At 39.8% G+C, this 26,444-nt stretch carries 19 protein-coding genes and 3 riboswitches; of the genes, 18 read left to right on the top strand and 1 reads right to left on the bottom strand.

What is annotated here, in order from left to right:
* Window positions 1–2: 2 nt before the first annotated feature.
* Window positions 3–905 (top strand): lipoyl synthase, encoded by a 903-nt coding sequence (gene lipA, locus ACFQRG_RS15885; protein ID WP_380967798.1) that lies wholly within the window; start codon window positions 3–5, stop codon window positions 903–905.
* A gap of 149 nt (window positions 906–1,054) precedes the next feature.
* The gene (locus ACFQRG_RS15880; RefSeq protein ID WP_380967796.1) at window positions 1,055–1,240 is read left to right on the top strand and encodes a YjzC family protein; all 186 of its coding nucleotides are present in this window, start codon (window positions 1,055–1,057) and stop codon (window positions 1,238–1,240) included.
* A 143-nt stretch (window positions 1,241–1,383) separates the two neighbouring features.
* Here ACFQRG_RS15880 and ACFQRG_RS15875 read toward each other — a convergent pair whose 3' ends face one another.
* On the bottom strand, window positions 1,384–2,298 hold the full coding sequence (locus tag ACFQRG_RS15875) for a LysR family transcriptional regulator (protein ID WP_380967794.1): 915 nt from the start codon (window positions 2,296–2,298) through the stop codon (window positions 1,384–1,386).
* Window positions 2,299–2,448: 150 nt separating this feature from the next.
* On the opposite strand from ACFQRG_RS15875, the gene gltB reads away from it, so the two are divergent.
* The 16 genes from gltB (at window position 2,449) to ACFQRG_RS15795 (ending at window position 26,413) form a co-directional block, all read left to right on the top strand.
* Window positions 2,449–6,969, top strand: coding sequence for a glutamate synthase large subunit (gltB, locus tag ACFQRG_RS15870; protein ID WP_380968023.1), 4,521 nt, complete (start codon window positions 2,449–2,451; stop codon window positions 6,967–6,969).
* A gap of 11 nt (window positions 6,970–6,980) precedes the next feature.
* Window positions 6,981–8,468 carry a glutamate synthase subunit beta gene (locus tag ACFQRG_RS15865; protein WP_380967792.1) on the top strand — a complete coding sequence of 496 codons (1,488 nt, stop codon included), beginning with the start codon at window positions 6,981–6,983 and terminating at the stop codon, window positions 8,466–8,468.
* 158 nt (window positions 8,469–8,626) lie between these two features.
* Entirely contained in the window at window positions 8,627–11,392 is a 2,766-nt protein-coding gene (ppc, locus tag ACFQRG_RS15860; RefSeq protein ID WP_380967790.1) for a phosphoenolpyruvate carboxylase, read from the top strand.
* A 303-nt stretch (window positions 11,393–11,695) separates the two neighbouring features.
* Window positions 11,696–12,802 carry a sensor histidine kinase gene (locus ACFQRG_RS15855; protein WP_380967789.1) on the top strand — a complete coding sequence of 369 codons (1,107 nt, stop codon included), beginning with the start codon at window positions 11,696–11,698 and terminating at the stop codon, window positions 12,800–12,802.
* 93 nt (window positions 12,803–12,895) lie between these two features.
* A riboswitch (cobalamin riboswitch) is annotated at window positions 12,896–13,087 on the top strand.
* A 161-nt stretch (window positions 13,088–13,248) separates the two neighbouring features.
* Entirely contained in the window at window positions 13,249–15,480 is a 2,232-nt protein-coding gene (locus ACFQRG_RS15850; RefSeq protein WP_380967787.1) for a ribonucleoside-diphosphate reductase subunit alpha, read from the top strand.
* 182 nt (window positions 15,481–15,662) lie between these two features.
* On the top strand, window positions 15,663–16,709 hold the full coding sequence (locus tag ACFQRG_RS15845; RefSeq protein WP_380967784.1) for a ribonucleotide-diphosphate reductase subunit beta: 1,047 nt from the start codon (window positions 15,663–15,665) through the stop codon (window positions 16,707–16,709).
* An 84-nt stretch (window positions 16,710–16,793) separates the two neighbouring features.
* On the top strand, window positions 16,794–17,453 hold the full coding sequence (locus tag ACFQRG_RS15840; RefSeq protein WP_380967782.1) for a YpjP family protein: 660 nt from the start codon (window positions 16,794–16,796) through the stop codon (window positions 17,451–17,453).
* Window positions 17,454–17,561: 108 nt separating this feature from the next.
* A riboswitch (purine riboswitch) is annotated at window positions 17,562–17,663 on the top strand.
* A gap of 115 nt (window positions 17,664–17,778) precedes the next feature.
* Window positions 17,779–18,363, top strand: coding sequence for a xanthine phosphoribosyltransferase (locus ACFQRG_RS15835; protein ID WP_380967780.1), 585 nt, complete (start codon window positions 17,779–17,781; stop codon window positions 18,361–18,363).
* A gap of 20 nt (window positions 18,364–18,383) precedes the next feature.
* Complete coding sequence (locus ACFQRG_RS15830; RefSeq protein ID WP_380967778.1) at window positions 18,384–19,718, top strand: nucleobase:cation symporter-2 family protein; 1,335 nt, start codon at window positions 18,384–18,386, stop codon at window positions 19,716–19,718.
* A 189-nt stretch (window positions 19,719–19,907) separates the two neighbouring features.
* Window positions 19,908–20,008, top strand: a riboswitch (TPP riboswitch).
* 86 nt (window positions 20,009–20,094) lie between these two features.
* Window positions 20,095–20,697, top strand: a complete 603-nt coding sequence (locus ACFQRG_RS15825; RefSeq protein WP_380967776.1) for a thiamine phosphate synthase — start codon at window positions 20,095–20,097, stop codon at window positions 20,695–20,697.
* Between the two features lie 3 nt (window positions 20,698–20,700).
* Window positions 20,701–21,837: a glycine oxidase ThiO gene (thiO, locus tag ACFQRG_RS15820; protein ID WP_380967773.1), complete on the top strand. Its 1,137-nt coding sequence runs from the start codon at window positions 20,701–20,703 to the stop codon at window positions 21,835–21,837.
* Entirely contained in the window at window positions 21,834–22,037 is a 204-nt protein-coding gene (gene thiS / locus ACFQRG_RS15815; RefSeq protein WP_380967771.1) for a sulfur carrier protein ThiS, read from the top strand. The genes thiO and thiS overlap by 4 nt, the downstream gene beginning before the upstream one ends.
* 1 nt (window position 22,038) lies before the next feature.
* Window positions 22,039–22,809 carry a thiazole synthase gene (locus tag ACFQRG_RS15810; RefSeq protein ID WP_380967769.1) on the top strand — a complete coding sequence of 257 codons (771 nt, stop codon included), beginning with the start codon at window positions 22,039–22,041 and terminating at the stop codon, window positions 22,807–22,809.
* Window positions 22,802–23,842, top strand: coding sequence for a MoeB/ThiF family adenylyltransferase (locus tag ACFQRG_RS15805; protein WP_380967767.1), 1,041 nt, complete (start codon window positions 22,802–22,804; stop codon window positions 23,840–23,842). The genes ACFQRG_RS15810 and ACFQRG_RS15805 overlap by 8 nt, the downstream gene beginning before the upstream one ends.
* A 655-nt stretch (window positions 23,843–24,497) precedes the next feature.
* Window positions 24,498–25,793 (top strand): MDR family MFS transporter, encoded by a 1,296-nt coding sequence (locus ACFQRG_RS15800; RefSeq protein WP_380967764.1) that lies wholly within the window; start codon window positions 24,498–24,500, stop codon window positions 25,791–25,793.
* A 269-nt stretch (window positions 25,794–26,062) separates the two neighbouring features.
* On the top strand, window positions 26,063–26,413 hold the full coding sequence (locus tag ACFQRG_RS15795; RefSeq protein ID WP_380967761.1) for a hypothetical protein: 351 nt from the start codon (window positions 26,063–26,065) through the stop codon (window positions 26,411–26,413).
* Window positions 26,414–26,444: the final 31 nt, after the last annotated feature.

Here is a 26,444-nt window from a genome sequence, read left to right as displayed (position 1 = left end):
CGATGGCTAAACAACAGGAACATCTAAGAAAGCCTGAATGGTTGAAAATTAAACTCAACACAAACAAAGAATATACCGGTCTTAAAAAAATGATGCGTGAGAAACGGTTACATACGGTTTGTGAGGAAGCAAGATGTCCAAATATTCATGAGTGCTGGGCTTCACGTAAAACAGCTACCTTTATGATCCTTGGCGATGTTTGTACACGCGGCTGCCGTTTCTGTGCGGTCAAGACAGGTCTGCCGACAGAACTTGACTGGCAAGAACCGGAAAGGGTTGCTGAATCGGTAGAGCTTATGGGACTCCGCCATGTGGTTGTTACAGCTGTGGCAAGGGATGACTTGCAAGACGGCGGTGCTGCTGTTTTTGCGGAAACGATTCGTGCCATTCGCAGGCGTGTGCCATTCTGTACAGTAGAAGTGCTTCCATCCGATATGAAAGGCGATTACGAAAGCTTGCATACATTAATGGATGCTAAACCGGATATTTTCAATCATAATATTGAAACAGTTCGCCGTCTTACCAAAAAAGTCCGTGCAAGAGCAACTTATGATCGTTCACTTGAACTGTTGAAAAGAGTAAAGGAAATTAGTCCGAATACGCCAACGAAATCAAGTATTATGGTCGGCTTAGGGGAAGAAAAAGAAGAAATTATCCAAGCGATGGATGACCTTCTTGCACATAATGTCGACATTATGACAATTGGTCAATATTTACAGCCGACTAAGAAACATCTTGATGTTGTCAGATATTATCATCCTGATGAATTTGCAGAACTTAAAGAAATTGCCTTGTCTAAAGGTTTTAGACACTGTGAAGCGGGACCGCTTGTCCGTTCATCTTACCATGCGGATGAACAAGTTAATGAAGCTGCCCGTCAAAGACAAATGCAAATGGAAGAATAGGGATAAGAGCCTGTGAATAGCATTCGCGGGCTCTTATTTTTAATTTGGTACAGTCTCCTAATTTAAATTTTTTTATATCTTTTAATCCTCATTTTAATAATGTATTTAGTTTTTTTGGGAACATTAAAGTAGAAAAGGAGGTAACAGTTATGGGACAACAGAATTACTTTCATCCAGGTGAAAAAGCGCCTAATCATGGTATTTACATGGAAATCGGCGAGACCGGAAGCATGGTAAAAGATCCCCAAGTCGTAGAATTGGCAGCGGGAGAGCGTTTTCCTGAGAATAAAAATGAAGATCGAAAATGGATGCGAAGACCTAAAAAATCAAAATAGTGTTGTCTCCTTTGAGGCAACACTATTTCTTTACACTATTTTTCTTTATACTTTCTGAATGTTTAAGTTCACTAAAGGACGAAAGTATAAGTGCAGCTAGGCAGTTACCTACGCCTTAAGGCTTGGCACCAGCCAAGTTTTCTTTACCAGCTTTCTTGTTTCCCAAAACGGTATAATCGGTCGTAAAAATCCTTCGAAAACTGAAAGAACAATTCCTCAGAAGGGGCAAGTTCCCGATGTTTTGGAACGATTGCGCCAACTGAACGTATAATATCAGGTTCAATAATCGGGATGCTGACCATATCTGGAACATCATAAGCCATCGCGTGCTCGGGAATAATAGCAATACCCAATCCCGCAGAAACCAGCCCCTTAATAGTATCCATATCTTCCCCTTCAAAGGCGATTTCTGGTGTAAAGCCGGTCTGTTTACAAGCTTTAATAACAATATCGCGTAAAGAAAATCCGGAACGGAAAGTAATAAATCGTTCAGAACGGAGCTCAATTAGCCTCAAGTGGCTTTTATCGGCTAATTCATGATTGTTGGGTACAAGGGCTGACATTTTTTCCGTGAAAAAAACTTTTCCTTTTATATTTGGATGGTTTGTTGGAACGGGCGCAGCCAGTGCAATATCGATATCACCGCGTTCAATCAATTTAATTAAGTAATCCATGGTGCCTTGATGCAATTGAAAATTGATATTCGGGTGTTCGGTTCGGAATTGCGTCATAACCATGGGAAGGGTGTGAATTGAAAGTGTTGTTGAAAAGCCGAGACGGATTGTTCCTTGATCAGGATTCAAATACTCCTCAATTCTTTGCTTCGCCTGTTCTAATTCAGCGATGACCCTTTCTGTATGTTCTAAGAAAAGCCGGCCGATTTGAGTAAGTCTCACACTTCTATTTTCTCGTGTAAATAAATCCACGCCTAATTCATTTTCTAATAAAGAAATTTGCCTGCTGACAGCAGATTGGGCCACATGAAGAGATTCAGCTGCACGGCTCACATGTTCAAGCTTGGCTACTTCTTTAAAATATATTAATTGTCTTAATTCCATTGCCTTCATTTCCTATCGTTCTCAATTTGAGATTATTATGATCTTATATATATATTGTAAAGATTAATCATCTTCATGTAAACTAAATATAACAAAATTTTCAGATAGACCGGTTTGTTAATGGAGAGGATGATGCAATTGAACGCGCACATGAATATCAAGACAACAGGGCTTTATCGGCCAGAGTATGAGCATGACGCATGTGGAATCGGCTTTTACGCCGATGTAAAAGACCGTGCCTCTCATGAGATTGTTTCAAAAGCTTTAGAAATGTTATGCCGGTTGGATCACCGGGCTGGAAGAAGCGCAGACGGTGAAACCGGTGACGGCGCCGGGATTTTAGTGCAAATCCCGCATGTTTTTTTCAAAGAAGATTGTTCATTTTCTTTACCTGACAAAGGGGATTATGCAGTAGGGATGTTATTTTTGCCCCAAGATAAGGAAAAGCAAGAACAAGTTCGGAAAGCATTAAAAAAAGAAGTAATAAACCACCAATTATCGATTCTTGGCTGGCGGACGGTTCCGGTCAGTTCTGAGAATATCGGTGAACAGGCTCGTGACATTCAGCCGTTTATCCAGCAAGTTTTCATTAAAAAGGGTGGCGATGAGTCAACGTTAGATTTTGAAAAACGTTTATATATTATAAGAAAACGGTTAGAACGGACATTTTCCACAGACCTTTATATAGCCAGTTTTTCAAGCCAAACGATTGTATATAAAGGTATGCTTAATCCCGAGCAAATAGCCGCGTTTTATATAGATTTAGGGAATCCGGAATTTACATCAAGTTTCGCGCTTGTTCACTCCCGGTTTAGTACAAATACTTTTCCAAGCTGGGAAAGAGCGCATCCTAACCGCCTCGTTGTCCATAACGGCGAAATTAACACGATTAAGGGAAATGCCAATTGGTTTAAAGCAAGAGAAGAGCAGCTCCTGCAGACATCATTCAAAGAATACATCAAAGATTTAAAGCCTGTAATAGATGAAAAAGGCAGTGACTCCGCGATGTTTGATAATGTCTTGGAATTTTTAACATTGAGCGGATATTCACTGCCTGAAGCCGTCATGATGATGGTTCCGGAGCCTTGGGAAAAAGATTATAGCATGGAAGAAAACAAGCGGTCTTTCTATGAATTTAACAGTCTATTCATGGAAGCCTGGGATGGACCTATGGCATTGGGTTTTACAAACGGGCGGCAAATTGGCGCTGTTCTGGACCGCAACGGCTTAAGGCCTGGAAGGTATTATGTTACTTATGATGACCGGATTATTTTTTCATCAGAAGTCGGCGTTATTGATGTTGAAGAATCAAATATAAAAGAAAAGTGTCATTTAATGCCTGGACAAATGCTTTTTGTTGATTTAGAAGAAGGACGTATTGTGCCTGATGCTGAACTAAAAGAAATCATTTCCTCTAAAAAGCCTTACAGTGAAAGGCTTAAAAAGTCAGTTATTCATTTGGGAAATGAAACAGCCTCTATGATTCAAGCATCTAAAGAAGAAGAGCTTATTTTCCTGCAAAAAGCTTATGGCTATCATTATGAAGAGCTAATGAAAACAATCAAGCCAATGGCGGAAGAAGGAAAGGATCCTACCGGTTCAATGGGTGTTGATACACCGTTAGCAGTTCTTTCCAACCGTCCTCAGCTGTTATATTACTATTTTAAACAATCATTTGCCCAAGTCACTAATCCTCCTATTGATTCGATAAGAGAGGACTGTGTTACATCAACGTTAACATGGATAGGTTCAAAAGGAAGCTGGCGCGGGGATCATGATCGTTTTATACAACTTAAACATCCATTTTTAACAACATCAATGTTTTATGATGTACAGCAGCTTTCAGAATCCCCTTGGACATTGAATATGACTTTTCCTATTGAAAAGGGGATTGAAGAAACACTGGAAGAGCTCTTTAGGGAAGCGGAACTGGCTATCGAAAATGGCAGTTCACTAATCGTTCTTTCTGATCGCAATGTTGATGAGAAGAACGCGCCTATCCCGGCATTACTGGCTGCTTCTGCTCTGCATCAGCATTTGATCAGAATTGGAAAGAGAACTCAAGTCAGTTTAATCGTTGATTCCGGTGAGCCGAGAGATGTCCATCATATGGCAATGCTGTTAGGTTACGGCGCGGATGCTGTACATCCTTATCTTGCTTATGAGAGCATCGCGGAATTAGTTAATCAAGGTCACCTTGATTTCTCAGTATCAGAGGCAATTGATCAATATATTGAGGCGCTTGTCAGCGGGGTCGTTAAGGTGATGTCAAAGATAGGCATCTCTACAATTCAAAGTTACCGCGGCGCGCAAACTTTTGAGGCGGTAGGTATCGCGAATGTCGTCCTTGATCAATATTTTACTGGAACTCATTCGCAAATTGACGGTATTACACTGGATGAGATCACGAAAGAAGTGCTTATTCGCCATCAAAAGGCGTGTCTTGACCGCTTGTCAAATGATCAAACATTAGATCCTGGCAGTGAATTGCAATGGCGAAAAGAAGGCGAGCATCACCAATTTAATCCGCAAATGATTCATATTTTGCAGCGGGCAGCAAGAAAAAATGATCAGGAACTTTATCGGAAGTTCGTTGAAATGAAAGAACAGGAACCTTTTTCAACCATTCGCAGCATGTTGACCATTACAAGTGACCGCGAACCTGTGCCTATTGACGAAGTGGAATCTGCTGAAAGTATTTTTAAACGATTTAAAACAGGAGCGATGTCTTACGGCTCAATTAGTAAAGAAGCTCATGAAGCTTTAGCTGTCGCAATGAACCGTATCGGCGGAAAAAGCAACAGCGGAGAGGGCGGAGAAGAATCAGAAAGATTTTCCCGTGATGAAAATGGTGATTGGCGCCGCAGTGCTATTAAGCAGGTAGCCTCAGGCCGCTTTGGGGTTACAAGTCATTACCTTACAAATGCGGAAGAAATTCAAATCAAAATGGCTCAAGGGGCTAAACCCGGTGAAGGCGGACAATTGCCTAGCCATAAAGTATACCCTTGGGTTGCTGAAGTCAGAGGTTCAACTCCCGGCGTTGGTTTGATTTCACCGCCGCCGCATCACGACATCTATTCTATTGAAGACTTAGCGCAATTAATTTATGACCTTAAGCGCGCTAATCCTTCGGCAAGAATCAGTGTGAAATTGGCTGCAAAAGCCGGTGTAGGTACAATTGCGGCCGGCGTTGCCAAAGGTATGGCTGACGTGATACTGATCAGCGGCCACGACGGCGGTACAGGCGCTTCACCGAAAACAAGCCTTAAGCATGCGGGAATCCCTTGGGAAATTGGTTTAGCCGAAACACATCAAACTTTAATGTTAAATGGCCTTCGCGACCGTGTTGTTTTGGAAACTGACGGAAAACTGATGACCGGAAAGGATGTTATCATTGCCGCGTGCCTTGGTGCGGAGGAGTACGGCTTTTCAACAGCACCGCTTGTTGTATTAGGATGTCTTATGATGAGAGCTTGCCATTTAGATACATGTCCTGTAGGAATTGCTACACAAAATCCAAAACTAAGAGAAAAATTTATGGGAAGTCCTGATCATATTGTCAATTATATGCGATTTATAGCTGAGGATATCAGGGAAATCTTAGCAGCTTGCGGATACCGTTCTCTAAAAGAAATGGTAGGCGAAACTCACCTTTTAAAGGTAAAAGACAATGTCGCGGAGCATTGGAAAGCCAAACATTTAAATCTTTCAAAACTTCTGTATCAGCATAATAGCAGCCAATCTGCGTATTGTACAAAACAACAAGATCATCAGCTTGAAAAATCCTTTGACTTCCGGACGCTGATTCCTGCCTGTACACCTTTAATCAATCAGCATCAGCGGGGACAATTCGCTTTTGATATCAAAAATACGGATAGAACCGCAGGGACAACGCTTGGACACCTATTGACAAAACGTTACGGTGCCAGCGGTATGCCTGAAGATTCATTATTTCTGTCATTAAGAGGATCTGCCGGTCAAAGCTTTGGAGCGTTTCTTCCTAAAGGTATTTCAATGAAGTTAGAAGGCGACGTTAATGATTACATTGGTAAAGGTTTATCGGGCGGCAAGCTGATTGTTCGTCCAACCGAAAATGGTGCTGATGATCAAGCAATTATAGGTAATGTCGCTTTTTATGGTGCTACGTCCGGCGAGGCTTATATAAGAGGAAAAGCCGGGCAGCGTTTCTGTGTACGGAACAGCGGCGTGAATGCAGTTGTAGAAGGTATTGGTGATCATGGCTGTGAATATATGACTGGCGGATGTGTTGTTATTCTCGGCGAAATAGGGAAAAACTTTGCTGCGGGTATGTCGGGAGGAACCGCCTATATTTTATCTGATAAAAGGATCGATCACCATATCAATTTTGACCTTGTGGATGTCCAGAAAATACAAGATGAAGATGAATCTATGAAAATATTTACTATGATCCACCAGCATGCCCAATTAACAGGCAGTCCGAAGGCGAAACAAATTATTAATAATTGGCATCAAGCCAGATCATCATTTATAAAAGTTGTACCGCGTGAATATCAAGATATGCAAGAATTAATTGCACATTTTAAATCGCAAGGACTGAGTGAAAAAGATGCGAAATTAGAAGCCTTTAATTGGAAAAAGGACGGGAAATCTATAGATGATCAAATAGATACAGCTCGCGAATTGGTTTAGGAGGGAAGCAAATGGTGAAGACAGCATTTATAGATATCAAACGTAAAGAACCTGCAGAAGCTCACCCGCTTCAAAGACTGAATGATTGGAACGAATATCAGCAAAAACTTCAAGATGACGATCTTAAGTCTCAAAGCTCGCGTTGTATGGATTGCGGAGTTCCCTTTTGTCAAATAGGTATGGACCTTAATCGTGCAACAACGGGCTGCCCTCTATATAACTTAATACCTGAGTGGAACGAGCTTGTCTATCAAGGAAAATGGTATGAAGCCTATCAACGTTTAGCAAAGACTAATAATTTTCCCGAATTTACCGGGAGAGCCTGTCCGGCTCCATGTGAAGGTTCATGTACAGCCGGTTTAGTCTCATCACCTGTAGCGATCAAATCCATTGAGCAAGCGATTATTGATAAAGCATTTGAAAATGGCTGGGTCAATATCAGAATGCCGAAGAAAAGAACCGGCTGCCGTGTGGCGGTTGTCGGTTCCGGCCCCGCCGGTCTTGCCAGTGCTGATCAACTGAATCAGGCAGGTCATGATGTAACGGTTTATGAAAGGGAAGATCGTATTGGCGGGTTATTAATGTACGGGATTCCTAATATGAAAATCGATAAGCAGGTGGTTAACCGCAGGGTTAACTTATTAGAAAAGGAAGGCATTAAGTTTAAAACGAATATTAATATTGGGCAAGACATCACTATGGAAGAGCTTCGTGACCAGTATGATGCGGTTATCCTATGTACAGGTGCAACGAAGCACCGCGAATTGCCGGTCGCAGGCAGAGAATTGCAAGGTATCTATCCTGCAATGACTTACCTAACCGCAAGTACAAAGCATCTGTTAAATCCTGAAAGCCCAGCTCCTGAAATTTCTGCTAAAGGGAAAAACGTCATTGTTATCGGCGGAGGGGATACCGGTGCAGATTGTGTAGCAACCGCATTAAGGCAAGGCTGTCAAAGTGTTGTTCAATTTGGCAAGCACGGCAGGCTTCCGGAAGAACGGCCGTCTGAAAATCCATGGCCGGAGTTCCCTCAGGTATTCAAAATGGAATACGCTTATAAAGAAGCCGAAGCTGCATTTGGTAAAGATCCGCGTGAATATCATGTGTCCACGAAAAAATTTATTAATAATGGCAACGGTTCGGTAAAGGCGTTAGAAACCGTCGCATTTGAACCATATGTTGATGAAAATGGCGTTCAGCAGCTTCGTGAAAATCACCAGTTGAAAAAACTTTGGGATGCCGATCTTGTTCTCATTGCTGCCGGATTTGAAGGCGCAGAGGATGATGTCTTTAATACCCTTAGTGTTGAAAATAACAATCAATGTATAAAAACAAAAAAGAAAAGTTTCGAAACGAATTTAGAAGGCGTGTACGCTGCCGGCGACGCACGAAAAGGCCAAAGTCTGATTGTTTGGGCTATTCAAGAAGGAAGAAAAGTTGCCGAGGAAGTTGAAACTTTCTTAACAGGGAAATTATTGCAGAGTAAAAAATTAGGTTAAATCATTTTCATTTTTGAAAGGTTTTTTAATAGGTTTCTATGAAGGATTTATTAAAAGAAAATACACCTCATCTTTTGGTTAGGTGAATTCACCTGGAAAAATACCAAATAGAAGGGGTGTATTCTATTCTATATTTACATCATAGAAAGGGAGAAATCATGACAACAAAATTATTAGAAGAAAATCAAACTTATGATAATCGATTAAAAGAAGATATAAAAATTCTTGAGGATTTATTAGATAAGGTCCTATTTTATGAAGGCGGGGAAACACTATTAAATAAAATAAAGAAAATCAGAGAGTCAGCGAAAGCACTTCGGGAAAATAATGACCCGGATACTTATAAACTTTTAAAAGAAGAAATAACAAATTTAAAACCGCCGTTAAGACAGAATGTCATACGCTTTTTTGCTATCTATTTGCATCTTGTTAATATTGCTGAACAAAATCATCGTATCCGCCGCCGTCGTGAATATCAGCAACATGAAGATACATTAAATCAACCCGGCTCTCTCGAACAAGGGGTCATGTCATTAATTGAAAATCACATTTCACCCGACACGATTAATGATTTACTGCAAAACTTATCTCTTGAACTTATTATAACCGCACACCCGACAGAAGCGACAAGACGAACTGTCCTGCAAATTCACAAGCGTATTGCTGATTTACTTATGGCGTTGGACAAGCCTTGTTCAAAACGTGAAAGAAAGGCACTTGAAGGTCATTTATTCACTGAAATAACAGCCTTATGGCAAACGAATGAACTGAGAGATAAAAAGTTATCGGTTATGAATGAGGTGTCTAACGGCCTTTACTATTTTGATGAAACTTTGTTTGATGTGCTGCCGCAAATTCATCAAGATTTAGAGGATTTGCTTTTTGAAAAATACAATCAAAAATGGAGAGTGCCTTCTTTTCTTCGTTTCGGTTCCTGGATTGGCGGGGATCGTGACGGAAACCCGAACGTCACAGCACAAACAACCAGGAAGACATTAGAAAGACAGCGTCATTTAGCACTGACTAAATACAAAGAGACTCTGGAAGAACTAATGCATCGATTAAGCCATTCAACAAAAAGAGTAAAAGTAAGCGACGAATTACAGGCATCGGTCAAGGATGAAATCAGCATGCTGGAACATAAGAAAAAATGGCGAAATAACGATGAAGTCTATCGATGTAAGCTGACAATAATGCTTGAAAAGTTAGTCCAAATCGGTAAGAGTAATACAGGGTACCGCTCGTCCAGTGAATTAATTAAGGATTTAAATATGATTCAAAAGAGCATTGAAGTCCATCATCCGGACGGAAATACTTTAAATTTATTGCAAAAATTAATACGCCAAGTTGAAATTTTCGGGTTTCACCTTGCATCGCTCGATATTCGTAATCACAGCGGCGAACATGAAGCAGCTATTGCGGAAATTTTTCATTCGGTGAATATCGTTTCAGACTATAAAGCATTACCGGAAGAAGAGAAAATTAAGGTATTAACAAATGTCCTGCAAGACCCAAGACCCCTTATTTCAATCTTTGATTCTTATTCTCCGGAAACACAAGAAATGATCGATGTTTTCCGGATGATTAGAAAGGCGCAGGAGGAATTTGGTGAACGGGCGATTCAAGTTTACTTGATTAGCATGACACAATCAGCCAGCGATTTACTGGAGGTCCTTGTGTTAGCGAAGGAAGTTGGTTTATTCCGCATTTATCCGGACGGCAAAGCAGTCAGTAAGTTAGATATTGCGCCATTACTGGAAACAATCGATGATTTAACATTTGGACCAAAAATTATGAAACAGTTATTCGAAATGGATGTTTATCGCAAACATTTATCAGTCCGCAATAATTCACAAGAAATTATGTTGGGTTATTCGGATAGCAGTAAAGACGGAGGAACGCTGACTGCCAATTGGAAACTTTACAAAGCGCAGCAAGAAATTCATAACATGGCGAAAGACTATGATATTAGCTTAAAATTTTTCCATGGGCGCGGCGGCTCATTGGGCCGGGGCGGCGGGCCGCTTAATCGCAGCCTTTTGTCACAGCCTTTTGAAACATTAGGTGACGGTGTCAAGATTACTGAACAAGGTGAGGTTCTTTCCGCCCGTTATTTGATTTCCGAAATCGCCTATCGGAGTTTGGAACAAGCGACGACCGCATTACTGACAGCAATCGCTCACATATCTAACGAAGCTGAACAAAACCAATCGCGGTCAGTTGAATGGGAAAATGCAATGGATGAAATTTCCGCTTTTTCTTTAGAAAAATATCAATCACTTGTTTTTAAGGATCCTGACTTCTTAACATATTTTAGACAAGCTACACCGTTGCTTGAGCTAGGTTCTCTGAATATCGGTTCAAGACCAATGAGCCGAAAAGGAAGTGAACGTTTCGAGGATTTACGGGCGATTCCATGGGTATTTGCCTGGACGCAAAGCCGTCAATTACTTCCGGCTTGGTTTGCCGCAGGTACCGGATTGCAGCGTTTTGCGGAGCAACAAGGAAATTTAGATTTACTGCAGCGTATGTACCTCACTTGGCCGTTCTTCCGCTCAACGATAGATAATTTGCAAATGGCTTTAACAAAAGCGGACTTGCCGACAGCAAAAGAATATGCCAATATGGCCAAAGATGAGTCTGTTGGAAAACGTATTTTTGCTGAGATCGAAGAAGAGTATCATAAAACGAAAGAAATCGTGCTGCAAATTACAAAACAAGCCGACTTGCTTGATCATATACCAAATATTAAGGAATCTGTAAGGATTCGCAATCCATATGTCGACCCATTAAATTTCCTTCAAGCACACCTTATTACAGAGCTCCGTCAAAAAGACGATAATAATAACGATGCCGATGAATTGTTAAGCGAGGTGCTTCTTACGATTAATGGGGTTGCAGCCGGGTTAAGAAATACAGGTTGATTTGTTTTCATTAACGAGATTTAAACCGGCAGTATAAGCAAAGTTAAAAATTGAGGTCAGCCTCAAAAGGCGGTTAATTGTCTTTTGAGGCTGACCTTTTTTCAATGAAAGATAAGACCTGAACTTGCCCGGATCACTGTCAGCGTGGAAAAAAACTTTACTAATAGACTTTCAGTTGAATCTATGAAATTGGAACTATTAAATATGTCGCGAATACAATGGTTATGGTAAAATAGGGAAAGATAATTTTAAAGATTAAAAATTAACAAATAAAAATTAGAGATAAAAGTGGGGAGGGAGCCAATGAGAACTGTAACCGATGTTGGGTCATTGATTCCGTTGCCTTTTTTTGTGATTAATAATGAGGGCTGTATAATAAAGGAATCTGATCGGGTGGCTTATATATTTCCTCATGTTAATAGGTTTCTGGAACTTGTTGAGGATTTGGAAAGTCGATCAAAGGTTTATCGTATTTTTCAATTAGAGAATGATGAAGATGAAAAAATAGAAGTTAATTTAAAAACAAAGTTAAGAACACATGAACGTTTTGAGGTTTATGCAAGAAGGATTGATAAAGAAACGATTAATATTCTTTGTCTTAAAAAGACCCGGAATAAGGAAGATTCTGATGAAAAGTGGGAGAAACTTGTCAATAAAGTTACTGAACAGTCGTTACTGTTAAAGGAGAAGGAAGAGAAAATCATCCATTACAAGAAAATTATTCGGGAACTCTCCAGTAAATATGAAAGTTTATCATCGATAGAAAAATTAACGGCAAGCATTGCTCATGAAGTGAGGAACCCGTTAACAACCATTAAGGGATTTACTCAATTAATCAGACCTTACCTGAAAGAGTTTGGTAAAGAAGATTATGCAGATATTATTCAGGAGGAAGTCGGCCGCGCCAATCAGATTATTTATGAGTTTTTGAATGCTTCCAAACCGTCCAAGCCGATTAAACAAACTTATTCTATTAACAAGTTAATTAGAGAAGTGGTGCTTCTTTGTAATGGCGAGGCTGTCATGAACAATATTGATCTTAATTTTAAACCCAATAACGTTGATTCAATTATTCAAGTGGATGTCAAACAAATAAAACAAGTCATTATTAATATTTTACAAAATGCTTTCCAAGCTTTACAAACAATTAAGGATAAACAGAAAAAAATATTGATATCTGTCTATCAAATAAAAAAAGATATTATCATATCAATTATGGATAATGGTAAAGGTATGAATAAGCAGGTCTTATCAAAGGTTTTTCAGCCATTTTTTACAACAAAGAATAATGGAACAGGAATAGGGCTGCCGTTAAGTTTGAATTTTGTAGAAAGTCATGGCGGGACGATAACAGTTGAAAGTACAGAAGAAACCGGAACAACATTTAGAATAAAGCTCCCTATTTCTTAATGTCGTTTAAATTTTAACAAGTTTTTTTTATTGCGTACCACGATATGTTGTGTTAAGTTATTAGGTGAGTATCAATATGTTGATTTCTAAAATTTTATATCGGCGAAAAATGGTGTCTTAGGACTTAATAGGGAATCTGGTGAAAGTCCAGAACTGTCCCCGCAACTGTGAATGTGGATGAAATGAGAAGACCACTGTACAGATTAGCTGAAAGGTATCTGTATGGGAAGGCTCAGAGTAAGATGAAGCATCAGTCAGTAGACCTGCCTTTTTTCGCGGTTTCTATTCTTCGGGGACTGAGATATAGAAGCGGCGCAGTGAGTCACAGCTTATATTTTATAGGTTATACATATTTATGTAAATATAAGGACTCTTTCTTTGTGTCGTCTCAAGCTCATCCTCGGGGATGGGCTTTTTTTTATGCCCTATAAGAAGGAGGAAAAAGAATGGCAACAATGGTTCCTAATACAGATCTTATCACAACTATTTTTAATGACCTCAAAACATTAAATACACCTGGCATTGATAGCATCATTGAAAGAACGCAATACCAGCTGCATCAGCAAGATAAGGTAAATGAGGAGGAAAGTATTCAGTATCTCTTATTAAATATTCTTGAATGTGTTTCAGTAGAAGAACCGGATTGGAGCTATACGGCGAGCTATGTATGGTTGAAATATCTTTACAAGCAGGCAGCCTTAAGAAGAAAAACAGATGTTCACAAAGGGTACGGCCGTTTCTATGATTTGATTAAATGTTTGACAGATATGAGTATTTATAATCCTGTGCTGCTTAAGACATACAGCAAATCAGACATTGATGAACTGCAATTAGTTATTGATCCGGAAAAAGACTTGCTTTTTACTTATATTGGCTTAAGAACATTAAGCGACCGTTATCTAGCTAAGTCGCATGCTGGAGACCTTTATGAACTTCCCCAGGAACGGTTTATGATTATTGCAATGACTTTAATGATTAATGAAGCCCCGGAGAAACGGTTAGGATTAGTGAAAGAAGCCTATTGGGCTCTGTCTAATTTGTATATGACGGTGGCGACCCCGACACTTGCCAATGCCGGGAAATCATACGGCCAACTGAGTTCCTGCTTTATAGATACAGTTGACGATAGCTTGAGAGGCATTTTTGATTCTAATACTGATGTGGCGACATTATCGAAAAATGGCGGCGGCATTGGTGTCTATATGGGTAAAATCCGCTCGAGAGGTTCTGATATTAAAGGATTTAAAGGCGTCTCATCCGGCGTATTGCCGTGGATGAAGCAGTTAAATAATACTGCTGTCTCTGTTGATCAGCTTGGACAAAGACAAGGTGCCATAGCCGTTTATTTAGATTGCTGGCACAAAGATGTACTGGATTTTCTAGATGCTAAATTAAATAATGGTGATGAACGTTACCGGACGCATGACCTGTTTACGGGTATTTGCATTCCAGATTTATTTATGGAGAAAGTTGAAGCAAGAGATGACTGGTACTTGTTTGATCCTCATGAAGTAAAGCAAATCATGGGCTTTTCTTTGGAAGACTATTATGATGAGGCCAAAGGAGAGGGCAGTTTCAGAGAAAAATATATGGCATGCGTGAATGATCCAAGGCTTTCAAAAGTTGAGGTACCTGCAATTGAAATATTCAAACGGATCATGAAATCACAGCTCGAAACAGGAACGCCTTACATGTTCTATCGGGATACAGCAAATAGATTAAATCCTAATAAGCATGCCGGAATGATTTATGCCAGTAATTTATGTACAGAAATTATGCAAAACATGTCAGCGACGACAGTCATTGAGGAAGAAATAGATGATGGAACGATTAAAGTGACAAAGCAGCCTGGAGATTTTGTTGTATGCAACCTCTCATCGATATCGCTTGCCAAGGCTGTCCAAGATGATGTTCTTGAAAGATTAATTCCGATCCAAGTAAGAATGCTTGATAATGTCATAGACATTAATACTATTGAAGTCAAGCAAGCATCAATGACGAATAAAAAATATCGCGCGATAGGCCTCGGGACATTTGGCTGGCACCATTTGCTTGCACTAAAAGGCATGACTTGGGAGAGCGAAGAGGCTGTCCAGTTCGCGGATGAACTATATGAAAAGATCAATTATATTACGATAAAAGCGAGTGTTGACCTGGCAAAGGAAAAAGGAGGCTATTCGCTGTTTACGGGATCTGATTGGGAAACTGGTGCTTACTTTGAAGACCGCGGCTATAAAAGCGATGCTTGGCTAACGTTAAGAGAAAAAGTCAAAAAGCACGGCATACGAAACGGCTATTTAATGGCGGTGGCGCCAAATTCATCAACAGCCATTATTGCCGGTTCCACAGCATCCATTGATCCTATTTTTCAAAAAGCTTATTCCGAGGAAAAGAAGAACTATAAAATTCCTGTAACTGCACCGGATTTATCACCGGAAACAACTTGGTATTATAAGTCCGCTTATCATATTGATCAGCTGTGGAGCATTCGTCAAAATGCGGCAAGACAGCGCCATATCGATCAATCGATTTCATTCAATATTTATGTTCAACATAATATTAAAGCAAAGGTTTTGCTTGATCTTCATCTTGAAGCCTGGAAGCGGGGATTGAAGACGACATACTATACCCGCTCGACTTCTGTTGAAGTAGATGATTGCGAATCATGTGAAAGCTAAAGGATATTCAAAAAGTCCGGGAAACATGTGCTCTTTCGCCGGCGCATATTCAGTGAAGTGTTGCCGCTTCTCGTCGCAAAGCTACAAAGATGCATATTCATGCAGCGGCTTTGCCGCGCCTCGAACTACTTGGCACTGTTTGTCCTCCTTTTTGAACTTTTATATAAAAGGAGAAAAAATCAATGTCACATTTAATGAAAAGAAAATTATACGACCCGACAGCCCCTAATGCATCAACAGGTATTATTAACGGCAAAAGCTCAAATGTCTTAAACTGGGATGATACGAGATTTAAATGGGCGTACAGTCTTTATAAAACGATGCTTGCCAACTTCTGGACACCATTTGAGATCAATATGTCCAACGATATAAAGCAATACAAAAATGAATTATCTGAAAAGGAACATGACACCTTTAATAAAATTATAGGTCTGCTTGCTTTTTTGGACTCGATTCAAACGGACTATTCTCATAGAATTGCAGATTACCTGACAGATTCCAGTTTATCGGCACTGATGACTGTGCTTAGCTTTCAAGAAGTCGTTCATAATCAAAGCTATTCATATGTATTATCCAGTGTAACAACCAAACAAAAGCAAGATGAGATCTTTGAGTATTGGAAGCATGACCCGGTACTGCGCGAGAGAAACGATTTTATAGTCAACGGCTATCAAAACTTTGTTGATCATCCATCGACACAAACATTTTTAGAATCTATTATTTATGATGTTATTTTGGAGGGGCTTAATTTTTATTCCGGTTTTGCCTTTTTCTACAACTTGGCAAGGAATCAAAAAATGGTTGGCACATCAACGATGATTAACTATATTAACCGTGATGAGCACCAGCATGTTAGATTATTTGCAGAGATTTTTAAAGAAACATTGAATGAAAATCCAAAATATAATACAGCGGAATTAGAAAGGTTTGCTGTTGAAACATTTCAAAAGGCGGCAGAATTAGAAATCAACTGGGGCAGATATATCATAGGGAACGAGATTCAAGGAATCTTAATGTCTGACCTTGAAGCCTATATTCAATTTATGGCTAATTTGCAAATCCGCAAGCTGGGATTTGATGTTAAGCCATTTCCTCAAGCGCCAACCAAGAATCCTTTGAAATGGATTAAAGCATATCAAGACGTTAATATGGGCAAAAGTGATTTTTTTGAACAAAAATCGAGACAATATACTAAAGTCACCGATGAAAATGGTTTTGATGAGTTGTAATTTTCACATGTTATTTACTTATTAGCCTTTTGACCCGTTTTGTGAGAAAATAAAGACATAAGGCTATTAAAGGAGGTTTTAAAAATGCCTCTGTGGTTTAGAAAAACACTTGTTGTACTTGTCGCGATATTAACACTCGGAACAGTAGTGCCAACATCGTACCTTCATACAGAAAACAAACCAACAGGTGAAAAAATACACGAAGAATCAAATGAAGCTTCAGTTCCCGAGCTTTCATCAAAAGAAATAAATGATATTGAAAAGCCGGCTGAAGAAAAGAGCGAAGCATTAAGCTGGCAAGACATTGTAATGGATTGTCAAACAAAAGAAGAGATAACTAAAGCGTTAGAATCATTTGCGACTGAAGAAGCTGTTAATAAAGGGATGAAAAAGTTTGGTCCTGTTATTGGCAAACAAATCGGGGACACTTATCAAAATGATATTGCTCCTAAATTTGGCCATGCTGTAGCTTCAATGGTTGAAAAGAACAAAAATGAAAATTTATTAAGGCATTTGGAAGTCAGCAATGACCCTGCCGGCGGCACCGGTGAACGAATTCTCCACTTTTATGACAGCCGTAACGGCAAGGAGTGGATTAAGTTCCATGTAAGACGCGACCATCCGCCGAAGGAAGGATATTGGTTCAATTTTCATTACCATACCAATGAAGACAACTTTCAAGTTCACCATGAATTAGGTAAGATTTATTGGGACAAAAATACACCGCCTCACTGGCAGGTATAAATACAATCCTTTTTGTCTTTAACAATATCAACAGAAAATTTAAACATCGTTCTTAATTTCAAAGAAGTCTTGTTAAGCTTGCTTCAATTAAGTTATAATATTAATACAAAAAACGACATAATTTGAACTCGTATAATCGCGGGAATATGGCCCGCAAGTCTCTACCGGATTACCGTAAATAATCTGACTACGAGTGGGATATAAACAAAGGTGTTCTGTCACCTTTTGTTTTATTTTGTTAAAACATAGCCCAAGGGCAGTCTCACTCATTATAGAGATAGACAACCCTTGGGCTTTTTCTATTTCAAAAAAGGGAGGCAGCTGTGTGGAATTTTTAAAGCAGCGTATTAGAGAAGAAGGAAGAGTTCTTGACGGTGATGTATTAAAGGTTGACCGTTTTTTAAATCATCAGATTGATCCGCATCTAATGAAAGAAATTGGTCAAGCTTTTGCAGATAAATTTAAAGCAGCGGGGATTACCAAAATTGTCACAATTGAATCATCCGGTATCGCACCGGCCGTAATGGCAGGATTAATCCTCGATGTTCCAGTTATTTTTGCCCGAAAAAAACAATCACTGACATTGAGAGAGGATCTGCTGACGACTGAGATTACCTCGTATACAAAGAAAGAGAAAAAGGAAGTCTATCTCTCAAAGAAATTTTTATCAAGTAATGATCAAGTGCTGATTATTGATGACTTTCTGGCAAAAGGAGAAGCGGCTTTAGGTTTGTGCCGTTTGGTTGAACAATCGGGAGCGAATGTCGCCGGAATCGGCATTGTGATAGAAAAGGCATTCCAAAGCGGCAGAAATAAACTTGATGAAGAAGGGTATAAAGTCTATTCTTTAGCACGAATTGCATCTTTAGAAAATAATGTTGTGACATTTGTCGATGAGGCGGCTCGCTAATAAAAGGGGAGACTTTAACTATGAAACTTCAGCCTGGAAAACTATTATCCTTGAGCATTCAGCATGTTTTAGCTATGTATGCAGGAGCAGTTATTGTCCCGCTGATTATCGGCGGGGCGATGGGTATGGATGCAAAAGACTTAACCTATCTTGTTTCAGTTGATTTGGCGGCGAGCGGGATTGCGACATTGCTTCAAGTTTGGAAGAATAAATTTTTAGGGGTAGGTTTACCGGTTGTCCTGGGATGTACATTCACTGCAGTTGCGCCGATGATCGCAATTGGCAAACAATTTGGTCTTTCGGGAATTTACGGTGCAATTCTAGTATCAGGTATTATTGTATTTATTCTTGCAACGTTTTTTGGTAAAGTGATCAAACTGTTTCCGCCTATTGTGATTGGAACAGTTGTTACAGTGATTGGCATAACGCTAATCCCGACGGCTATTACGAACATGGCTGGAGGACAGGGTTCACATGATTTTGGAAGCTTAAAAAACCTTTCACTTTCATTTGGAGTTCTGCTTTTTATCATTGTCATGAACAGGGTATTTAAAGGGTTCGTACGTTCTATTTCAATATTAATCGGGTTAGTTGGCGGTACAATTGTTGCTTATTTTATGGGCATGGTTGATTTGACACCTGTTAAAGAGGCAAGTTGGTTCCACATTCTTGAACCGTTGCACTTTAGCGTACCGTCATTCCACTTTAGCGCGATATTAACAATGACGATTGTTGCCATTGTTAGTCTGATAGAATCGACCGGCGTCTTTTTTGCATTAAGTGAGATTTGCGAGCAGCCTTTAGACGATAAGGCACTTGAACGCGGCTATCGTTCAGAAGGCTTGGCAACAATTATTGGCGCTTTATTTAATGCATTGCCATATACAACTTTCTCGCAGAATGTCGGGTTAATTCAACTATCTAAAGTTAAATCAAGGAAAGTTATTGTTGGTTGTGGTTTCATCATGGTAGCCTTAGGATTTATCCCAAAGATTACTGCATTTACCACTTTGATTCCAAGTTCAGTATTAGGCGGGGCTATGGTTGCTATGTTTGGTATGGTTGTCGCAAGCGGTATTAGGATGTTAAGCCATGTAGACTTTAATCGTCATGAAAATTTATTGATCATTGCCTGTTCGGTAGGCTTAGGCTTAGGAGTATCTGTACAGCCGGACTTATTTGCAAAACTGCCAAGCGGTATTCAGCTTTTAACTAATAACGGCATTGTTGCCGGCAGTGTCACAGCGATTGTGTTGAATTTTATTTTTAACGTGAAATTTAAAAAAGCTAAACAGAAATCAGAGTCACCAGCATCATCAGCATCATCGTATACGGAAGAGGCGCATGCAAGGTAACTTCTCTGTTTTTTGATTACGAGCAGAAAATTAAAGGTGACTATTTATTGAGCTGTCTTATCATTGTAAGACAGCTTTCATTTTTTAACTCTGATATTTATCTATTAATATTATAGATAAAACTTATTGAAAGGTATTTTCAAAGATATCCTTTTGTGTTAATCTTAACTTAACAGTCATATAATTAATGAACTCTGCTAGGGGTGCCGTAATTGGCTGAGACGGATATTTTCCGAACTCTAGAACCTGATCTGGTTTGTACCAGCGTAGGAAAGTGGAGCGCTAAATATTACAACTGTACGTCTAGTTGAAATAGTCAACCGCTTTCTTTTATAGAAAAGAAAACGGTTTTTTTATTTTTTAAGAAGGTGAAAGCGTGAGAGAACTTCATGTTATTACGACGGGCAAGGATTCTGCATACCAAGCGGCATCGAAAATAAGGGCCATCATCCCTTTCATCACAGCGGTACATGTTAGGGAAAAAGAGCTCTCACAAAAGGATTATATTCAATTTGTTCAAATTCTCCTGAATCACGGAATACCAAAAAATAAAATAATAGCCAATAAATATGTCGAAGCCGCAGGATTATTAGGTCTAAAAGGCGTGCATCTTCCTGAATCGGGTGAAGCTCCAAATAAGGTTAAACAGCTTTATCCCGATTTAATTGTAGGGTGTTCCGTTCATTCAAAAGAAACAGCAGTGAAAAAGGAAAAGCAAAATGCAGATTATCTCTTCTATGGCAATGTATTTCCGACTTCATGTAAGCCGGGCCTTGCGGGGAAGGGATTGTCATTGCTATCAGATGTTGTTAAATCAGTATCAATTCCGGTGATAGCCATTGGAGGCATCTATCCGGAAACGATCAATAAAGTAAGACAAACAGGGGCACAAGGTGCGGCTGTTATGTCGGGAATTATGAATGCAGAGGATCCCGGCGGCATGTGCCTAAAATATGTAAATTGTCTAAAGGAGGAGTGAGTGTTGGGAAAAGTTCATGATGTGATCATCATTGGCGGAGGTGTCATCGGCTGTTCAATCGCCTATTACCTGGCTAAAAAGAAGCATAGTGTTTTGCTTTTAGAAAAAGATCGTATCGGCGAAAAAGCATCCAGTGCTGCGGCAGGAATGCTTGGGGTTCAGTCAGAAATAGAAGAAGAAGGTCCATTATTTCAGTTAGCAAGAAAGAGCCGTGATCTGTTTCCTGATTTATCGGAAGAGTTGAAAGATTTGACGGGCATTGACATTGGTTATACGAAGAGCGGAGCGTTAAAACTTGCTTTTACACCTGATGAACTCGAACGCCTTACAAAAATTGCAGAGTGGCAAAAAGATAATGGCGAAGAAGTTATTTTAGGTGACCAGCGCATGATCCTCGATAAAGTGCCGGCAGTTTCTGATCTTGTTATAGGCGGACTATATTTTCCAAATGAAGGTCAAGTCCACCCTGTTGATTTAACCAATGCTTTAGCGCGCGGGGCTATGCATTACGGGGCAAAAATTCGTGAATATACAGACGTTTTGGATTTAGAAATTAAAGACGGCCGTGTTCAAAGTGTGAAAACAGCAGCAGGTACTTATTATAGTCACTTGGTGATTATAGCAACAGGTGCGTGGAGCCAAGTATGGTTTTCTCATCAACCGCATATTAATATTTACCCGGTTAAAGGAGAGGTCGTTTCAGTAACGACGCAATCTTCAGCGTTAAAGTCAACATTGTTTTCTGAGAAATGCTATATTGCACCAAAAAGGGGCGGAGAAATTTTTATCGGGGCCACTATGAAACCCTATGATTATGATCAATCGGTAACAGCGGGCGGGGTCCAATCGCTCCTCAAACAGGCGATAGATATTTTACCGATACTGAGTGAAGCAACATTTAACCGTGTATGGAGCGGACAAAGGCCGCAGACTAATGATGGATTGCCATTTATCGGGCGGGATACATTGTTTGATGGATTAATGTATGCGACGGGTCATTACCGCAATGGTATTTTATTAAGCCCTATTACAGGTAAGCTGGTTGCCCAAATGGCAATGACCGGGAAAGATGTGCCTGAACTGGCTCCCTTTAATGCCAGCAGACTATTAACGCTGAATAAGGAGGTGACAATGCGTTGAATGTCAGAGTCAATGGCAAAAACATTAATCTTCCGGAAAGTATTTCAACGATTGACCAACTATTAACCCATTTTCATATAGAAAATAAACTGGCCATTGTTGAAAAAAATAAAGAAATTATCGATCGAGAGACTTATAAAAGCAAGTCATTAAATGAAGGCGATCAAATAGAAATTGTTCATTTCGTAGGAGGCGGTTAATATGTTAAAAATTGCAAATAAAACGTTTAATTCACGGTTGTTATTAGGCACAGGCAAGTTTTCTGATTTTAATGTACAAAAACAAGCGGTCCTTGAATCTGAAACAGATATTTTAACCTTTGCTGTTCGGAGAATGAATATTTTTGACGCCAATCAGCCTAATTTTTTAGAGCTGATTGATACTGATCAATATACACTGCTTCCAAATACGGCAGGTGCTTCAAATGCTGAAGAAGCAGTCAGGATTGCCCGCTTGGCAAAAGCGTCCGGTTTGTGTGACATGATTAAAGTTGAAGTCATAGGTGATCAAGAGACATTGCTCCCTGATCCGCTTGAAACTTATAAAGCATGTGAAACGCTTTTATCTGAAGGTTTTATCGTTCTGCCTTATATTTCTGATGATGTCATTCTTGCAAAAAGGCTTGCTGATTTAGGTGTACACGCGGTTATGCCTGGGGCTTCCCCAATTGGTTCCGGCCTTGGTCTTTTAAACCCTACTAATCTTCAATATATTATTAATAAAGTAGATGTCCCAGTGATTGTTGATGCCGGTATTGGCTCACCTGCTGATGCAGCGATGGCAATGGCGCTTGGTGCGGATGGTGTGCTCCTGAATAGTGCGGTATCAGGTGCACAGGACCCGGTCAAAATGGCAAAAGCAATGAAACTGGCCATTGAAGCGGGGCGTTTGGGATTCGAAGCAGGACGGATAGATAAGAAGCTTCAGGCGACGCCAAGCAGTCCTGTAGAAGGAATGAGTGTCGTTGACTGATCGATATTCAAGGCAAAAGCTTTTTAAACCGATTGGTGCCCATGGACAGGAAAAAATCAGGAGCAAACATGCACTCGTTGTAGGCGCCGGGGCCCTGGGTGCGGGCGCTTGCGAAATGTTGGTCAGAAGCGGCGTCGGGAAGGTAACAATCATTGATAGAGATTATGTGGAATGGTCTAATTTGCAGCGTCAGCAGCTTTATACTGAAGAAGATGCCAGATTAAGAATGCCTAAGGCAGTGGCTGCCTGTCAGCGCTTAAAGCAGATCAATTCTGAAGTTAATTTGACCCCGGTCGTAGCTGACTTTTTCGGGGTAGACATTTCAGCTGTGATACAAGGCGTAAATGTCATCATTGATGCGACAGATAACTTCGAAACCCGGATGTATATTAATGATATTTCGCAAATGTACAATATTCCATGGATTTATGGCGGATGTGTGGGGAGTACAGGGATAACCTATACCATTATTCCCGGTGAAACACCTTGTTTTGAGTGCCTAATGGGGAAGGTTCCTTTTAATGGTGATACATGTGATACGGTAGGTGTGATTGGTCCGGTTGTTCAGTGGGTGTGTTCTCAACAGGTGACTGAGGCGTTAAAAATTTTAGTTGAAGATTTTACATCATTGCGGTCAACACTCTTATTTACGGATTTATGGGATAATGAGTGGTCAAGCATTAAAGTCAATACATTAAAAAGGGAAGACTGTCCCTCTTGCGGCAGGCATCCTGTATACCCGTATTTAAATGTTAATAGAAACACCAGGACGACAGTTTTATGCGGCAGGGATACCGTTCAAATTAGACCTGGCAAGGAGTTTCACATTGATTTCGAACAGCTGAAAAAACAGTTTCAACATACAAATCAGCAGGTTGAAGCCAATGACTTTCTTATTAACATTTATTTAAATGACAAACGGCTTGTTGTTTTTCGCGATGGCCGTGCGCTCATCCATGGCACTAAGAATGAACAAGAAGCCAAGAATATTTATCAACAATGGGTATTACCGGTCATTAATAACGGTATTTAAAATGAAGAAAAGGCGGTTACCCACATTATCAACAATATCCACAATTTCAAGGGGTCAGACCCCTTGAAAAAAATGATTGTAAATTTTTTAAAAATGTGATAAATTGGTAGTATTCAAGCAGGATTGGAGCTGGAACTATGGTTTGCTTTGTCCATGATGTGGTGCTTGCAGAATAAGGAAAATTCACATTGAGTTTTGTTTACAATGAGGACAAACAGGGCCGAGAAGTTCGAGGCGCGGAAGCTGCGAGGATCGGAACGTAGTCAGAACCTACGTGAGAACCGGAGCGGCGACGCAACGAAGAAATTCGACAGCCAGGCAGCTGCCTTAACATCATCCTGAGCCTTGCGACGAGAAGTTAGAGACACTTCCCCGAATATGCTACGGCGCAGGAGCACCTGTTTCCCGGAATTTTAAACATCCTCTATGGTGGGTTTTATTTATGCTGCCTTACATCATCATGCGGCGGGGTGACCATGATCCTCTTTAGACTTAACATTTGCGGTCTATGATGGACGTGGGATAAGTGCGTCTATCAGGGCCTTTTTTGTTTTTATCCGGTCTTGTCTCCTTTGCGATGATGAAGGCATTATATGGCATAATTTTGTCACTTTAATACCTTTTTAAAGTCATCATACAAGGGAGGAGAAAGACGATGAGATGGAGAGATTGGGATACAAACCTTAAAATCCGGCTATTAGGCGAAGGCATCAGCAATTTGCTGTTTTGGATGTACTTTCCTTTTATGTCGATCTACTTCTCAAATACATTCGGCAAGGAAAAAGCAGGTTTGTTACTTATCGTTTCTCAAGTCATTGGTGTCATTGTTGGTTTGATCGGCGGTTACTGCGCCGATCATTTTGGAAGAAAACGAATGATGGTACTCTCTACTGCCGGCAACGTGATTTGTTTTATTTTCTTTGCTTTAGGCAATTCACCATGGCTGACATCGCCAGTCCTTACCTTTATTAGTTTTTCAGCTTTAGGTTTGTTTGGAGCATTATATATGCCGGCAAGTCATGCCATGGTTGCGGACGTCGTACCTGAACGTCACCGGGCATCGGTATTTGCCGTTTTTTATACATCTATTAATATATCTGTTGTCCTTGGCCCTATTTTGGGCGGAATATTCTTTTTCAATTACCGCTTTGAACTCCTTGTTGTTTGTCTTATTATCAGTATTATTTTAACGATTGTTTTACAAAAATTTATTCGTGAAACAACACCGGAAAGTAAAGGTGAAAAAAAGGGGCCGCAAGGTGAGCGGGGGAAATGGACCCATTATATTTTTCAGCAATTTGCTGATTACAAGATCATTATAACTGATAAAGTCTTTCTAATGTTTATTATCGCAGGTATTCTTGTAGCCCAAACATTTATGCAGCTGGACTTATTAATGGCTGTATATTCTACAGATCATGTCCCTAACCAAAATTTAATATCCATTGGCGGATGGTCAATTAAGATAGATGGAGAGCATGCGTTTAGCTGGTTTGTTTCAGAAAATGGCTTACTTGTTTCCCTTTTAACCGTATTTATGACAAAATGGATGACAAAATATCGTGAACGAAATGTTTTTATCGGCTCAGCTTTGCTATACGGGATAGGAATCATTATTTTCGGTCATACGGTAAATGTTTGGATTTTAATCATAGCGGTTGCTATCTTTACAGCAGCGGAATTAATGGTAACAGGCATACAGGAAAGCTTTGTTTCCAAGCTTGCACCTGAACATATGAGGGGGCAATATTTCGCCGCTGCAAGCCTAAGGTATTCAATCGGCCGTTCAATCGCACCATTAGCAATTCCCATGACTGTATGGTTCGGTTATTCCTGGACATTTATCATCTTAGGCGGATTTGCGTTTATAAGCGCCGCTCTCTATGGCGGTATGTTTAAGATGCTTGATCATCACAACAAGCAGCAACGAAAGGCCGCGGCAATAAAGTAAAATAAAAAAAGATAAATATTCTAGAAAATAATAAGGAAAAAACGGGTATTCAATATGCCTGTTTTTTTCTTTATATTTTAAGCCGCCACTCTGACCAAACCACATTAATCTAATTCCCCGTATCTTTGGATGGGGGGATTAATTTATGGATCATCCTTGAAGAAAAGGAAATAACATTCGACATTTACGAATTTAAAAGGTTATGAAGATAGCCCAATCAATTAAATATTGGACCCCATAGACTGAACTAAAAGGCCGAAGAGGTGCCCATGATGTCCTTATTTAATAACGATTCCTTATTCAATAACGATTATTATTTTACCAGAAAATATTATCATAGGCATCGGGAGGACAATTTTACTCCTGCTGATGCCCAAAAAAATCGTTTGAGGAGAAACCTTAATGAATTTATTGGAGCAGCAGCGGATATGGAAAATGCTTTAGCAGACGCAATCAATACCGAGTGCAAGATGCTTAACGAGAATGACCTAACACCGGAACAATTATCAATATTTACAAATAAACTAGAGAATTTATTAAAACTTACAATAAAAAAGGAAATTGTTTTGGAATTTTTGATCGAGGATGCTATCAAAGCTTTCGAAATATCTGAAATATAATCGCAATTGTTGCACGACTTGTTATTACTGA

Source organism: Scopulibacillus cellulosilyticus, assembly GCF_042665295.1.
GTDB lineage: Bacteria > Bacillota > Bacilli > Bacillales > Sporolactobacillaceae > Scopulibacillus_A > Scopulibacillus_A cellulosilyticus.
Note: the sequence above shows the minus strand (reverse complement) of the source record. Positions and strands in the feature narration are given on the sequence as shown.